10 protein-coding genes are annotated in these 13,655 nt (G+C 70.2%); 3 read left to right on the top strand and 7 right to left on the bottom strand.

Translation table 11 applies throughout. The annotated features are described in order from the left end of the window. Window positions 1-66: 66 nt before the first annotated feature. The 3 genes from ACTWQI_RS10260 to ACTWQI_RS10250 all read right to left on the bottom strand — a co-directional run bounded on the left by ACTWQI_RS10260 (window position 67) and on the right by ACTWQI_RS10250 (window position 6,366). The gene (locus ACTWQI_RS10260) at window positions 67-1,320 is read right to left on the bottom strand and encodes an SWIM zinc finger family protein (protein ID WP_443269470.1); all 1,254 of its coding nucleotides are present in this window, start codon (window positions 1,318-1,320) and stop codon (window positions 67-69) included. Continuing rightward, window positions 1,317-4,115 (bottom strand): SNF2-related protein, encoded by a 2,799-nt coding sequence (locus tag ACTWQI_RS10255; protein WP_443269469.1) that lies wholly within the window; start codon window positions 4,113-4,115, stop codon window positions 1,317-1,319. The genes ACTWQI_RS10260 and ACTWQI_RS10255 overlap by 4 nt, the downstream gene beginning before the upstream one ends. 439 nt (window positions 4,116-4,554) lie before the next feature. Beyond that, complete coding sequence (locus tag ACTWQI_RS10250; RefSeq protein ID WP_443269468.1) at window positions 4,555-6,366, bottom strand: PKD domain-containing protein; 1,812 nt, start codon at window positions 6,364-6,366, stop codon at window positions 4,555-4,557. A gap of 149 nt (window positions 6,367-6,515) precedes the next feature. Between ACTWQI_RS10250 and ACTWQI_RS10245 the strand changes: the two genes are divergently transcribed. Then, window positions 6,516-7,541 carry a helix-turn-helix domain-containing protein gene (locus ACTWQI_RS10245; protein WP_443269467.1) on the top strand — a complete coding sequence of 342 codons (1,026 nt, stop codon included), beginning with the start codon at window positions 6,516-6,518 and terminating at the stop codon, window positions 7,539-7,541. Between the two features lie 21 nt (window positions 7,542-7,562). On the opposite strand, the gene ACTWQI_RS10240 is transcribed toward ACTWQI_RS10245, so the two are convergent. Together ACTWQI_RS10240 and ACTWQI_RS10235 are read right to left on the bottom strand one after the other, a co-directional pair. Continuing rightward, the gene (locus ACTWQI_RS10240; protein WP_443269466.1) at window positions 7,563-8,462 is read right to left on the bottom strand and encodes a carbohydrate-binding protein; all 900 of its coding nucleotides are present in this window, start codon (window positions 8,460-8,462) and stop codon (window positions 7,563-7,565) included. A gap of 333 nt (window positions 8,463-8,795) precedes the next feature. Then, window positions 8,796-9,164 (bottom strand): tetratricopeptide repeat protein, encoded by a 369-nt coding sequence (locus tag ACTWQI_RS10235; protein ID WP_443269465.1) that lies wholly within the window; start codon window positions 9,162-9,164, stop codon window positions 8,796-8,798. Between the two features lie 290 nt (window positions 9,165-9,454). Here ACTWQI_RS10235 and ACTWQI_RS10230 point away from each other — a divergent pair, with 290 nt between their 5' ends. Then, on the top strand, window positions 9,455-10,264 hold the full coding sequence (locus ACTWQI_RS10230) for an alpha/beta fold hydrolase (protein ID WP_443269464.1): 810 nt from the start codon (window positions 9,455-9,457) through the stop codon (window positions 10,262-10,264). 53 nt (window positions 10,265-10,317) lie between these two features. Here ACTWQI_RS10230 and coaE read toward each other — a convergent pair whose 3' ends face one another. Both coaE and ACTWQI_RS10220 read right to left on the bottom strand, forming a co-directional pair. Next, a complete protein-coding gene (coaE, locus tag ACTWQI_RS10225; protein WP_443269463.1) occupies window positions 10,318-10,926 on the bottom strand; it encodes a dephospho-CoA kinase in 609 nt (202 codons plus the stop codon). A gap of 202 nt (window positions 10,927-11,128) precedes the next feature. Further along, window positions 11,129-12,070 carry a PAC2 family protein gene (locus ACTWQI_RS10220; protein WP_443269462.1) on the bottom strand — a complete coding sequence of 314 codons (942 nt, stop codon included), beginning with the start codon at window positions 12,068-12,070 and terminating at the stop codon, window positions 11,129-11,131. A gap of 303 nt (window positions 12,071-12,373) precedes the next feature. On the opposite strand from ACTWQI_RS10220, the gene ACTWQI_RS10215 reads away from it, so the two are divergent. Next, on the top strand, window positions 12,374-13,378 hold the full coding sequence (locus tag ACTWQI_RS10215; protein WP_443269461.1) for a right-handed parallel beta-helix repeat-containing protein: 1,005 nt from the start codon (window positions 12,374-12,376) through the stop codon (window positions 13,376-13,378). Window positions 13,379-13,655: the final 277 nt, after the last annotated feature.

Raw genomic sequence — 13,655 nt, 5'->3', positions numbered from 1 at the left:
CGTCGGCCCGGCCCCGCGTGGGGGAGCTCGTGTTACGCCTGGTGGTCAGGCGAGGTCAACAGGCCGTCACCCACGGAGCGTTCCCGTCAGGGCCCCCACCGGGTCCTCGTCCGCCGGGCCCTCCGGCCACCAGTCGTCCCGGCCCTTGTCCGAGCGGTACGGGTACCAGCGGCCGTCCTGCCAATAGCGGAGCTGAATGACGCGCGACGGGTCGGTGAGGTGATTGCGCCAGATGGACATGCGGGGCAGGCCCGCGGCGGCCAAGGCGCTGCGGGCGCGGTCGAAGTCGCCGGCCGGGGGGTCCCAGGGAGTTTCGAGTACGGCCAGGCCTTCCGGGCCGCCCTGGCGCCAGGCGGCGGCCGCCCGGGCGAGGTCCTGGGGGGTGTGACCCGTGCTCTCGGCCAGGCGCGAGAAGAGCGGGGAGAAACTGCGGCGGCCGGAGAGGTGGGGGTGGGTGGCGGCGAGGCGGACAGCGTCATGCCATGGCGGGAGTGCCGCGAAGGGGTTCGCGCCAGTGGCCCCGATGCTCAGGAAAGTGCGGGCGCGGGACGACGCGTCGATGGCCAGGAATTCGAGCGCTTCCGCGGCCGGGGCGCCGTCCAGCTCCGGGAACACGGGCGGATGGGCGGGTGCGGTGGGCGGGGCGAAAGGCGTGGGGAGCGGCGGACGGTCCATTGGGGACAGGGCCTCGCGGGCGCTGACGCCCGCCACGGCGGTCTCGGTCTTGGCCGGCTTCTCGCAGGCGGCCCGAGCCGCATTGCGGCGGGCGAGTTCGTCGAGGAGTTCGCCTTCGTCCCGGCCGCGCATCAGCAGGAGGACGAAGGGGTCGGCGTCCAGGAGCCGGGCCGTCTGGTAGCACAGGGCCGCGGCGTGCTTGCACGGGTGCCCGTGGTCGGGGCAGGAGCAATCAGGGTCCAGGTCGCCCGGTCCCGGCAGGAGGTGGACGCCTGCCGTCTCCGCCGCCTCGACGAGGGCGCGCGGCATGTCCTTGTCCAGGAGCGCGGCGATGTGGGCAGGTTGCGCGGACACGGCGTCGAGGAAGGTGTTCCAGTCCTGCTCGGAGAGGACCTGGAGGCGGATTGCGGTGCGGTACGGGCGCGGGCGGCTGCCGCGGACTGCCGCCGCGATACGGCCCGGGGTGACCGTGATCGCGTCGACGTACCCGCCGCGCGCGTACGTGCGGCCGCGCGAGAGGCGGCCCGGGTCCAGCGAGGTCTCCTCCAGCGCCTGCACCCACGCATTGCCCCACCAGGACTCCGCGAACGGCCCACGGCTGCCGGGTCGCGGGGGAATGGGCGGAAACGTGCGGCGGCCCGTCATGACGTCCTCCGCAGAGCGACGAGGTCGGCGAGCTCCGCATCGCTCAGTTCGGTGAGCGCCGCCTCGCCGCCGTCGCCGAGGACAGCATCGGCAAGGGCGCGCTTGGAGTCGAGCAGCAGTGCAATGCGGTCCTCGACCGTCCCTTCGGCGATCAGCCGGTGCACCTGCACCGGCTGGGTCTGCCCGATGCGGTACGCGCGGTCGGTGGCCTGCTCCTCGACGGCCGGGTTCCACCAGCGGTCGTAGTGGATCACATGCCCCGCGCGGGTGAGGTTGAGGCCCGTCCCGGCCGCCTTCAAGGAGAGGAGGAAGACGGGGACCTGGCCGGACTGGAAGCGGTCGACCATCGTCTCGCGCCGGTCCACGGGTGTGCCGCCGTGGAGGAGTTGGGCCGGGATGCCCCGGCCGGCGAGGTGTTTCTCGATCAGGCGCGCCATCTCCACGTACTGCGTGAAGACCAGAACCGCACTGTCCTCCGCGAGGATCGTGTCCAGCAGTTCGTCGAGGAGCTCGAGCTTGCCGGAGCGGGCCGTCGTGAGCCCCGGGGCGGTCTCCTTCAGATACTGCGCCGGGTGGTTGCAGATCTGCTTCAGCGCGGTGAGCAGTTTCATCACCAGGCCGCGGCGGGCGATGCCTTCCGCCGCCTCGATCCGGGCAAGGGTCTCGCGTACGACGGCTTCGTACAACGCGGTCTGTTCGCGGCCGAGCGCGACGGGGTGGTCGGTCTCGGTCTTAGGCGGCAGCTCGGGGGCGATGCCCGGGTCCGACTTCTTGCGGCGCAGCAGGAAGGGCCGTACGAGACGGGCGAGGCGCTCGGTCGCCTGCTGGTCCTCGCCGCCCTCGACCACGCGCGCGTGCCGCGCGCGGAAGGCCTTCAAGGGGCCGAGGAGTCCGGGGGTGGTCCAGTCGAGGAGGGCCCAGAGCTCGGAGAGGTTGTTCTCGACGGGCGTGCCGGTGAGGGCGACCCGCGCGGGTGCCCTGATGGTGCGCAGGGCTTTTGCCGTCGAGGAGTGGGGGTTCTTCACATGTTGGGCCTCGTCGGCGACGACCAATCCCCAGGTCCGGTCGGCCAGTTCGGTGGCACTTCTGCGCATCGTGCCGTACGTCGTGAGGACGAAACCGCCCGCCTGGCCCTTCAGGGAGCGGTCGGTGCCGTGGAAGCGGCGTACGGGGACGCCTGGCGCGAAGCGTTCGATCTCGCGTTGCCAGTTGCCGAGCAGGGAGGCCGGGCAGACCACCAGGGTCGGCGCCGGGTGGCAGCGGTGCAGGTGGAGGGCGATCAGGGTGATCGTCTTGCCGAGGCCCATATCGTCGGCGAGACAGCCGCCGAGGCCGAGAGAGGTCATCAGGTCGAGCCAGGCGAGGCCGCGCAGCTGGTAGTCGCGCAGCGTGGCGTGCAGTCCGTCCGGCTGGGCGACGACGGGCGGCGCATCGGCGGTGAGGCGGGTACGGAGCTCGGCCAGCGCACCCACCGGTACCGCCTCGACGCTCTCGCCGTCCACCTCTGCCGTGCCGGTCAGCGCCACCGACAGGGCGTCCACCGGGTCCAGCAGGCCGAGTTCGCGCTTGCGGGCCTTGCGCACGAGGGCGGGGTCCACCAGCACCCACTGGTCGCGCAGCCGTACGACGGGACGGTGCGCCTCGGCGAGGGCATCCATCTCCGACTCCGTGAGCGGCTCGCCGCCGAGAGCCAACTGCCAGCGGAACTGGAGGAGTTGCCCGGTCTCGAAGAAGCCGAAGCCGTCGGCGGCGGAACCGGGCCCGGGGCGTACGACGGCGGTGGCGGTCAGTTCGCGCGCCAGCTCCTTGGGCCAGTGAACGGCGACTCCTGCCGCGCCGAGCCGGTTTGCGGCCTGGCCGAGCAGCTCGTACAGCTCCTCCTCGGTCAGCGGCAGCACATCCGGCACGGGCCGCTCCAGCAGGCGGGCGAGCGGCGGCCAGATGCGGGCCGCGCGGCGCAGTGCGAGCAGGGTGTCGATCCGCGCGCGCGGCCCGAAGTGATCTGCTCCGGCCCACAGCGCGGCCGCGTCGGTGATCAGGGTCGGGTCGGCGAGGCTGTGGACCTGGACGACCGCGGCCGCGGCCCCCTGCTCGCCCTCCCCCGCGTCGAAGATGTCGTACGGAGAGAGGTCCAGCCGCAGCGAGATCCGGACTCCTGTATCCATCCCCGCCGCCACCTCGGCGGCCCACTCGCGTGCGCGGGGCAGCCGCTGCGGCTCGCTCGCGGCGAAGGGTGCGCCGACCGCGTGCGAGGCTGCAGGCGTACGGGGGAGGGCATCCACGACCGCATCGAGGAAGGCCCTGACCAGCCCCTCCGGGTGGGGCAGCTGCAGAGGCTTGCGGCCCGGGACGGGCACGGCGTGAGCCTCGGGGGGCATGGCCTCGGCGATGGCACGCAGATGCGCGACGTCCTCGGCGTCCAGTGGCCCAGCCCGCCAGGCGTCGATGTCCCCCGCGGTCAGTCCGGGGAGGAGCCGGCCGCGGGCGGCAAGGTGCAGGGCATGCAGGGCCGCCGCGCCCCAGCAGGCGGCGGCGAGATGGGCAGCAGGGTCGTGCCGGGCACGAGCCAGCAGCGGTACGGCAACGGCGACGGGCAGCAGCAGGGCGGGGACGATGCGGCTGCGCACTCCGGTGCCGTGGGGGCGTACGACGGTCAGCTCGTCGGCGGCGCCGGGTGGCGCTGTGCCGTCGGGTCGCCAGAAGGCGATTTTCCCGTGCCGCGGCGGCTCGTCCGGCAGAAAGACCGCGGCGCAGTCCTCCAGGGCGTCAGCCGGAGGCAGGTGTGTTCGTGCCACCCGGCTCCCCCCTTGTAGCGTGCTGCCGTCCCGTGCGGGTCTGCGAGTCTACGGCCGCCCCGCGAGAACCCCTGCCCCGCCGTATCGCACCGCCCTGGTCCGAGGGCCCGCTCCCCTTCGAACTCGGCGACGACGTCTGGTCCGCCTCGGCCATCGGGCGGCGCTGAGCAGCAGCCTCGCGCCCCGTCGGCCCGGGGCCGACGGGTGCCGCGCGGAGGTCATGAGGAGTTCGCACCGGAGGGGAGCGACGAGGCCGGACGGACGACGTGCGCCCGGTCCAGCACCCGCCGTGGAACGCCGAGGTGCACGGCTGAGCCCCGGCCGCCGCGGCGGCATCGCCCCTGAGCTCCAGCGGTTCGGCGGACGCCGCAAGCCGCGGCCCGGGCACAAGGGCTGGAGGCCCCCTGTGCCCGGGCGCGGACGGCGGTTCAGGCCAGAGCTAGAAGCTGTAGCACTGGACGGAATCGAGGAGCTTCTTGCAGTCGACTTCCGTCTTCGCGGTGCCGGTCTGTCCCTTGTCGTCGGAGACCGTCAGCATCACCGTGTACTTGGCGTCCTTGGACGAATAGGCGTGCTCGACCTTGACGCCGGTGCCACTCGTGCCGTCGCCGAAGTCCCACTTGTAGGTCATCGGCATGCCCTCCGGGTCAGTGGAACCACTGGCGTCGAAGGTGCACTTGGGCTGGGCGATGCAGCTGTTGCCGCCGATGCTCGCCGTGGGCGCTACGTTGCCGGCCTTGAACTGCTGCCGGGTCTTGTGCGTCTTGCCCTCGTTGTCGGTGACGGTGAGGCTCACCGAGTAGTAACCGGACTTCGCGTAGGTGTGCGAGACCATCTTGCCCGATCCGGTTTTGCCGTCGCCGAATTCCCAGGCGTACGAGGCGATCGTGCCGTCCGCGTCGGTCGAGCCACTGCCGTCGAAGCTGCAGGTCGCCTGGTCGTTGGAGCAACTTGCGGTGATCTTCGCGGTGGGAGCGCCCGGGTCCTTCGGCTTGGGCGGGAAAATCTGGGTGTTGGACAGGTCCAGCAGCGGCTCCTTGGCATTGTCAGGGGCCGTGTCCGTCCAGTTGGAATTGCCTTCCGCGACGAGGGTGTCCCGGATAGCGAGCACCTCGGCCCGGTTCGTCGGCTTGTTGCCGTTGGTGGTCAGCCAGGCCGCAGCGCCCGCAGCGTGCGGGGCCGCCTGCGAGGTGCCGGAGAAGTTGGAGTAGCCGCCGTTCTTGTACGCCGACTTGATGCAGTCGCCCGGCGCAATCAGATCGACGATCGTGCCCCAGTTGCTGTAGTCCGACAGGGTGTCGTCCTTGTTCTTGTTGTTCTGGTTGCACCAGCCGAAGCCGCCACCCGTGCCGCCCGGCTTGCCGTCGCTGTCGGAGAGCGAGGACACCGTGATCGCGTCGGGCACATTCGCCGGCGACTGGTCCTTGGCGTCCTTCTTGCTGTTGCCGGCCGATGCGGTGACGATGATGCCCTTGGCTATCGCCCCGTTGACCGCGTCGTTCACGGCCTGCACGGTGCCGTTGAAGCCGAGGCTCAGGTTCGCCACCTCGATTTCGTCGGCGTGCTTCGCCACCCAGTCGAGGCCTGCGATGATGCCGGTCTGGTTGCCGCTGCCGCTCTGGTTGAGCACCTTCACCGACCACAGCCGGGCGCCCGGCGCGACGCCGACGTACCCGATGCCGTTGTCCAGCGAGCCGGCGATACCGGCCACATTGCTGCCGTGCCCATTGTCGTCGTCGCCGGTGTTGTCAGCACACGTAGCGGTGTTGAGACAGTTGGTGCGCTGAACCACGTTGAGGTCGGGGTGGTCGAAGTCGATACCGGTGTCCAGTACGGCCACATCGGCGTCGACCCGCTCGTCCTTGCCGTCACCGACCTTGAGACCGGGGTTGTCCGCGGTGAAGGTCCGCCGCACACCGTTCGCCGTCTCCTGCGCGGTGATGTGCGCCACGCGGTCGGGCTCGACGTACGCCACTTGCGGATCGGCGCGCAGGGCACGCACATCCGCCGGCGTCAGCTTCGCCGAGAACCCGCTCAGCGCGGTCGTGTAGATGTGACCGATCGAGGTGGCCCGGTGGTTACCAGCGAACTGTCGCGCGAACGTCTTCGCGCTCTCGCCGCCGGGCCGCAGAACGACGATGTAGCCGCTTGTCTCCGCTGCCTTTTCGGGGGGTGTCGCGGCCCAGGATGCGGGCCCGGTCGATGCCGTTAACAGGGCGGTTAGGGCCGCCCCGAGCAGGAGCTTCCTCATGGTGACTCCTCGAGTTGTGGGGACCGCGGCCGACCTCTTGAGGGGGGTGAGCGGAGTGGTAACGTGGTCGGCCGCTGAAACGAAATGTACGGCCCGTGGACGTCAACAGCACTGTCGGAATACCGTACTCGTCGGGATTCCGACATCGGATGACGGTGAAGCAGATGGGCGAACAACAGCAGCCGGTAGGGACGCCGGCCGGTGGGGTGCTCGCCCCGCTCGGCGTCTCACCGGCCGACGAGATGCTGTACCGGGTGCTGCTGCGCCACCCCCAGGCGACGCTCGCCGATCTCGCGCACGCCGTCGGCTGGCAGGCCGCACGGGTGCGTCGGCACCTGAACTCGCTAGAGTCGCTGGGCCTGCTGACCCGTACCCCGAGCCGCCCGGTCCGCTACACGCCGGCAGCTCCGGAGACCGCGGTGGAGGTCTTGGCCCTGCAGCGGCAGAAGGATCTGGAACGGGCGCGGATCGGGGCCGCTCTGCTCGCCGAGGAGTTCCGGATCGCGGACGACAACTCCTCCCCGGTCACCGTCGTACGGGGCCGGCAGGCGATCCAACAGCGGTTCTTCCAGGCGCAGCAGGCCACCCGCCGCGAGGTCTTCATCATCGACCGCCCGCCGTACGTCTCCGATCCGGCGCACCGGCAGGTGCAGATCCAGAACGAGCAGCTGAGCCGGGGCGTCCTGTACCGGACGATCTACGACCAGTCCTCGCTGGACACCCCGGAGAAACTCGCCAAGGTCCGCACGCTGGCCGCCCGGGGCGAGGAGAGCCGGGTGCTGGCCGACGTGCCCCTGAAGCTCGTCATCAGCGACCGGAGCCTCGCCCTGGTCCCGTTCGTCCTGCCGACCGAGCAGGAGGTGCTGGTGCTGCAGGGCTCGGCGCTACTCGACGGACTGGTCACGCTGTTCGAGCTGCTGTGGCAGCAAGCCGTACCGCTGTGGTCGCGGGACAGGCGGCAACCCGCCAAGCGGTTCACCGCCGACGACGAGCAGCTCCTCGCGCTGGCGGCCGCGGGCCTCACCGACGAGACGATCGCCCGGCGTCTCGGTGTCGCGCAGCGTACGGTTGAACGGCGGATGCGCCGGGTGATGGACCAACTCAACGCGCAGACGCGGTTCCAGGCCGGACTTCAGGCGGCCCAGCTGGGGATTCTCGGCGACCCGCAGGTATGACGCAGACTTCAGGGGTGCGCGTCAGGTGACCTCTTGCCAGAGCGCCGGGGTGTTGGGCGGCTCCCATCCGGTCTGGGAGGTGTGGGCCTGCAGACACCGATAGTTGCGGCCGTCGTAGGAGACTTGGGCGTCGACGGTGTACGGGGTGCCGGGAGCCCAGGCGGGGTACGTGTCCTGCGGCGGCTCCGTGGGGGTGGGCTCGGAGCTGGTCGCCACGTCGGCGTACGTGGTGCCGACCTTGAGGTCGTCGAGGTGGTTGTCGACGCTGCTCGCATCGGCGCCGTACACCCCCCACTTCGGGTCGTTGATGTCGTCCCAGGTCCGGGCGGCCCAGCGCTGCGAGCCGTTGGTGAACGTCTGCTTGGCGCCGTTGAGCCACAGCTCCACCCAGCCGCCGGTCGTCTGATCCGAGAGGTGCAGGCCCAGGACGATGTGATTCCAGTTGGTGGCCGTGATCGTCTTGGACCAGGGCGTGTGGACCACGTTGTTCGGCTGGCGCTGGAGCATCGTCAGCTTGCCGTCGACCATCTTGAGCACCACAGGCCAGTTCTGGATGTGGTTCCCGTAGGACTTCCACTGGAAGACGGCGTGGTTGTTCACCGGGTTGGAGAGCCTGAAGGACCAGCCGAGGTAGTACGTCCTGCCGTTGACGAAGTGGTACTTCTGACCGTTGTTCGCGATGCCACGACTCTCACAACGCTCGAGGCCGGCGGGCTTCCGGAAGCGGAATATCTTGCCGCGCGAGTCGTCGCTCACCACGGTGACGCTCCCCGGAGAGGCACAGTTGCTGCCGATCAGGGCAAAGACACCCGTGCCCTTGGAGGCATCGCCGTCCCAGACCACCGAGGCCTTCGCCGTACCGGGGACGAACAGCACCAAGGCCATGGCCAACGGGGCTGCCATCGCGGTCCATCTACGCATGTCATCTCCTTCCCGTTCGTGGGGGGCGGCCGTGAAGAAGGTTGTAGCCATGAGTAAAGAGTGTTTCCGCGCGGCCAACAGCCCGCGCGGCGTGGCGGAAAACCGACGTGTCGCCGAACCGCCACCCCGTCGGTCGGCACCGACACCGGCGCCGGAAGCGCGGGAACCGGCGTCACAGCCCGCGCGACGGATGGCCGAGATTCAACCCCTCACGCGCGGACCCTGATTCCGTGCTCAGATACCGGCGCGCGCTGTCCGCTCACCGGACGTTCCGGTGGACAGCACGCCGGCCGGGTAGTCGGGCTGATCAGAGGTGGGGACTACGGGGCCGCGTCAGCCGCTCTCGCCGAAGCGGGCCGCCCTGACGAAGTCCGGGCGGGGATCGAGGGCGGCGGCGAGGCGGAAGTGGCGGGTGGCCTCGTCTCGGCGGTTGGCGCGCTCGAGCGTGCGCGCCAGGGCGAAGTGGACGAAGGCGTTGTCCGGTTCCCGCTCCACGATGAGCCGGAATTCACGCTCGGCGGAGCGGAGTTGGGCTGCCGCGAAGTAGGCACGCCCCCGCAAGATCCGGGCGGCTCCACTTTCGGGGTGGGCGGCGATGACCGAGTCGAGCAGCTTGATCGCACCCCGCGGATCCCGCGCAGCCAGTAGCTGCTCCGCGGCGCGGAAGTCGATCACGTTCGTCTCCGGGGTGCGCTCCGGCACGGTCGTCTCCTCAGCGAGCTCGGCGCGACGGTACGACTCGTCGCCGCGATCGGCACAACAACGGCGTCCGGGAGAGCATTCCCATCCGATCACGATCGCGCACATGACACAGTGTGCGCTCTGCCGAACAGCCGTCGAAGCCGGGGAGGCCCTTGTGGTCCCGCCTCGGCCCCTGTGGCGCATATCCCACGCCCCGACTCCTTGACGCGCAAGTAAAGGGACGTAAACATTCCGTTTCACCCCGACCTGCGTGCGGCCGCCGGGAGGCCCGCAGCCGCGTAAGGAATGCCATGCGTCGCCGCTCCCTCGCCGTGCTCCTCGCCTCGGCGGTCACCGCTGTGACCGCCATCGCCGCGCCCGCCGTCGGCGATCCCGTGGACGTGTCCCCGCCCGGAGCGAACAACTGGTCCTGCAAGCCGAGCGCAGAACACCCCGATCCGGTCGTGCTCGTCCACGGGACGTTCGAGAACATGGCGAAGAACTGGAGCACCCTGGCGCCGAAGCTCGCCGACGCCGGCTTCTGTGTCTTCGCACTCAACTACGGGAACGACGCGACCGGGCCCGTGGCGGACTCCGCACGCGAACTCCGGCCGTTCTTGGATGCCGTACTCGGCGCCACCGGGGCGCACAAAGTGGACATCGTCGGGCACAGCCAGGGCGGCATGATGCCGCGCTACTACATCAAGTTCCTGCAGGGGGCGGCGAAGGTCGACGATCTGGTCGGCATCGTGCCGTCCAACCACGGCACAGACAACCCGCTGGCACCCGTGACGGGAGCCACCATCTGTCCGGCCTGCGCGGACCAGCAGGCCGGCTCCCCCTTCCTGACCGAGCTCAACGCCGGCGGGGACACCGTGCCGGGTCCGGACTACACCGTCGTCACGACCAAGAACGACGAGGTCGTCACGCCCTACACCAGCGCCTTCCTCGACGGTCCGGAACGGCAGGTCACCAACATCACCCTGCAGGACCGGTGCCCGCTGGACCCGATCGAGCACGACCAGACCCCCAACGACCCCGTGGTCGCCCAGTGGGTGATCAACGCACTGCACCGCAAGGGCCCGGCCGACCCCGGCTTCTCGCCGCAGTGCGTAGCGTGAGCTGACCCACGGTCCGCAGCCCCCGTGGCGGACCGCCGCAGAGCTGTCGGCCGTCAGCCGCGCACAGCGCCCGCCCGCTCGCGCAGCTCCTCCCACACCTTCCTGACCTGCGGTTCCAGGGCGTCCAGCGGACCGTCGTTGTCGATCACCACATCCGCGACCGCCAGCCGCTGCTCGCGCGTCGCCTGCGCGGACATACGGGAGCGGGCCTCGGACTCGGACATGCCGCGCAACCGGACCAGACGGTCGAGCTGTGTCTGCGGGGACGCGTCCACGACCACCACCAGGTCGTACAGCGGGGCCAGGCCGTTCTCGGCGAGCAGCGGCACGTCGTGGACGACGATCGCGTCGTCGCCCGCCGACGCCTCCAGTTCGGCCGAGCGCGCGCCCACGAGCGGGTGCACGATGGCATTCAGCGCCCGCAGCCGCTCGGGGTCGTTGAAGACGATGCCGCCGAGCTTGGGGCGGTCGAGCCGGCCGGCCTCGTCGAGGACCTCCGGGCCGAACTCCGCGACGACCGCCGCCAGTCCGGGTGTCCCGGGCTCCACGACCTCCCGGGCGATCCTGTCCGCGTCCACGATCACGGCGCCGTACGAGGCGAGCAGCCGCGACACCTCGCTCTTGCCCGCTCCGATTCCGCCCGTCAGGCCCACCTTCAGCATGCGGTCAGACTATCCCTCGCCGGGATGGCCGCTGCCGCGGTCGGGGCAGACGCATGGCTCACACGCAGGCCCGAATCCCGGCCCGCAACCACCGCCCCCGGTCAGTCATCCCCTCGCCGGGGTGGCCGCCGCTGCCGCGGTCGGGGCAGGCGCATGGCTCACACGCAGGCCCGCGTCCCGGTCCGGAACCGCCTGGCCCCGGTTAGCCGCTGTCGCCCTCGCGCTCCGCGAGGAAGCGCTCGAACTCCTGGCCCAGCTCATCAGCGGACGGCAGTTGCATGGGCTCGGCGACGAGATTGCCGCGCGTCTGGGCGCCTGCCGCCGCGTCGTACTGGTTTTCCAGACCGCGGACGAGAGCCACGAGCTCCTCATCGCCCTCCCCGATCTGACGCTCGATCTCGCTCTGGGTCCGGTGCGCCTCCGTGCGCAGCGCATGCGCGATGCTCGGCAGCACCAGGCCGGTCGCGGCCGTGATCGCCTCCAGCACGGTGAGCGCGGCGTCGGGGTACGGCGAGCGAGCGATGTAGTGCGGTACGTGCGCGGCGACGCCGAGGACGTCGTGGCCCGCCTCGGCGAGGCGGAACTCGACGAGGGACTCGGCGCTGCCCGGCACCTGTGCTTCGTCGAAGAGGGGCTGGTGACCGGGCATGAGGTCGAGACGGTTCCCGTGCGGCGTGATCCCGACGGGACGGGTGTGCGGAACGCCCATGGGAATGCCGTGGAAGTTCACGGAGAGGCGGACGCCGAGCCGCTCGACGATCTGTCGTACGGCGGCTGCGAAGCGCTCCCACTCCACATCCGGCTCGGGCCCGGAAAGCAGCAGGAACGGCGCACCGGTGGCGTCCTGGAGGAGGTTCACCTCGAGCTTCGGCTGGTCGTACGCCGTCCAGCGGTCACGCTCGAAGGTCAGCACGGGGCGGCGGGCACGGTAGTCGACGAGCCGGTCGACGTCGAAACGGGCCACGGTCTGGCCGGGCAGCCCCCCGAGCAGCCGCTCCACGAGCTGCTCACCGGTGTCACCGGCGTCGATGTACCCGTCGAAGTGGTAGAGCATGACAAGCCCCGCCGTGTCCTGAGCCAGTGCCACGTCGGCCACGGCAAGCCCTTTGGGGTCCCATGCGTAGAGATCCTGCGGATCGAGCACCGTTAACGCGCCTCCCTCATTTCGTATACGCCAACGCACCCCGCCCCATGGGCATTCCCGGGCCGCGGCCACAGACCCCAAGTCGGCGCGCAGCAACGGATGGAGCGGCCCGTAGGGCCTCGGTTGAGGGTGGTGGTGGGAGACGGGCGGGCGTTACGGACCGTCAGCTGGGCGGGCTTCACCATAGGGTTGACGAGTCCATGGCAGGCATCTACCTTCACCACTCCTGGTGTTCATATTTAAGGCCGGAGTTCACATAGGAGAACAACTCTCGGGCATCCTCGTCCGGCAGGAAGGCACGCCATGCATTCCCCCACACATCGCCGCCACTCACGCCGCACGCTGGTCACCGCGCCGCTCGCCGCAGCACTCGCCACGGGCACCCTGCTCACCGCAGGCGCGGTCACAGACGGCGCACCGGCCCGCGCCACCGAGGTCATTCACGTATCCAATCCGGCGCAGCTCAAGAGCGCCCTCGCCGCCGCCGAGCCCGGCGACAACATCCAGCTCGCCGACGGCACGTACAGCGGGAACTTCAAGACGACGGCCGACGGCAGGTCGTCGTCCCGGATCACCCTCATCGGCTCCTCGAAGGCCGTGCTGACAGCGGGCGGCGGCTACGGGCTGCACCTCAACGAAGCGTCGTACTGGACGGTGAAAGGCATCACCGTCACCGGCGGCCAGAAGGGGATCATGATGGACGGCGCGAACGGCGTCGTCATCGACTCCGTCACTGTCCACGGCCTCGACATGGAGGGCGTGCACTTCCGAAAGTCCAGCAAGGACGGCGTTATCAAGAACTCGAGGATCTACGACACGGGCAACAACAACCGCGGCATGGGCGAGGGCGTGTACGTCGGCACGGCCAACACGCTCGCCGACAAGAGCGACAACGTGCGGATTCTCGACAACACCATCGGACCGGACGTCGGCGGCGAGGCCATCGACCTCAAAGAGGGCACGACCGGCGGCGTGGTCTCCGGCAACACCTTCGACGGGCGTGGCCTGACCGGCAACAACTACGACGACTCATGGATCGACGTGAAGGGCAACAACTACGTCGTCGAGAACAACACGGGGAAGAACACCACGAACAACGGCTTCGAAGTGCACACGCAGAAGCCCGGCTGGGGCTGCGGCACGGTCTTCCGCGGAAATCGCGCGGATCTCAACGGGGCGACCGGCTCCGGCCGCTACGCGATCTACGTCTTCAACTACAGCCCGTCGTGCAAGACGACGGTGAGTCGCAGCAACACGCTCACAGGAGGCCGAGGCCTGGTGAACCCGGGCGTCCCAGTCGACGACTGACCCCGCGATTGCGGCGCGGCTCTCCCCACCCACCGGGGGCGCGCCCGCGCAGCCGACGGCGCTAGGCGCTCGCCATGACGCACAAGGCCCATCCCCATCCAGGGGTGGGCCTCGTGTTATCCGCCACGCCTAGCGACGAGCGGGCGGTCGCCACCGCACGACGGTGCACGGGCCGCGGGCCGCCCCCGGCAACGCACAAGGCCCGCCCCCATTGGGGGCGGGCCTTGTTATCGGCTATCGCCTAGCGGCTGGGGGCACCTCCCAGCGTTAGCTGGGG

The sequence above is a fragment of the Streptomyces sp. KR80 genome (genome assembly GCF_052245555.1).
Lineage (GTDB): Bacteria > Actinomycetota > Actinomycetes > Streptomycetales > Streptomycetaceae > Streptomyces.
This window is presented reverse-complemented; position numbering and strand designations above follow the sequence as displayed.

What these genes read in the sequence shown, in the direction of transcription:
- ACTWQI_RS10260 (WP_443269470.1), bottom strand. Translation starts at nt 1,320, where the DNA reads ATGACGGGCCGCCGCACGTTTCCGCCCATTCCCCCGCGACCCGGCAGC.
- coaE (WP_443269463.1), bottom strand. Translation starts at nt 10,926, where the DNA reads ATGCTGAAGGTGGGCCTGACGGGCGGAATCGGAGCGGGCAAGAGCGAG.
- ACTWQI_RS10215 (WP_443269461.1), top strand. Translation starts at nt 12,374, where the DNA reads ATGCATTCCCCCACACATCGCCGCCACTCACGCCGCACGCTGGTCACC.
- ACTWQI_RS10240 (WP_443269466.1), bottom strand. Translation starts at nt 8,462, where the DNA reads ATGCGTAGATGGACCGCGATGGCAGCCCCGTTGGCCATGGCCTTGGTG.
- ACTWQI_RS10230 (WP_443269464.1), top strand. Translation starts at nt 9,455, where the DNA reads ATGCGTCGCCGCTCCCTCGCCGTGCTCCTCGCCTCGGCGGTCACCGCT.
- ACTWQI_RS10245 (WP_443269467.1), top strand. Translation starts at nt 6,516, where the DNA reads ATGACGGTGAAGCAGATGGGCGAACAACAGCAGCCGGTAGGGACGCCG.
- ACTWQI_RS10250 (WP_443269468.1), bottom strand. Translation starts at nt 6,366, where the DNA reads ATGAGGAAGCTCCTGCTCGGGGCGGCCCTAACCGCCCTGTTAACGGCA.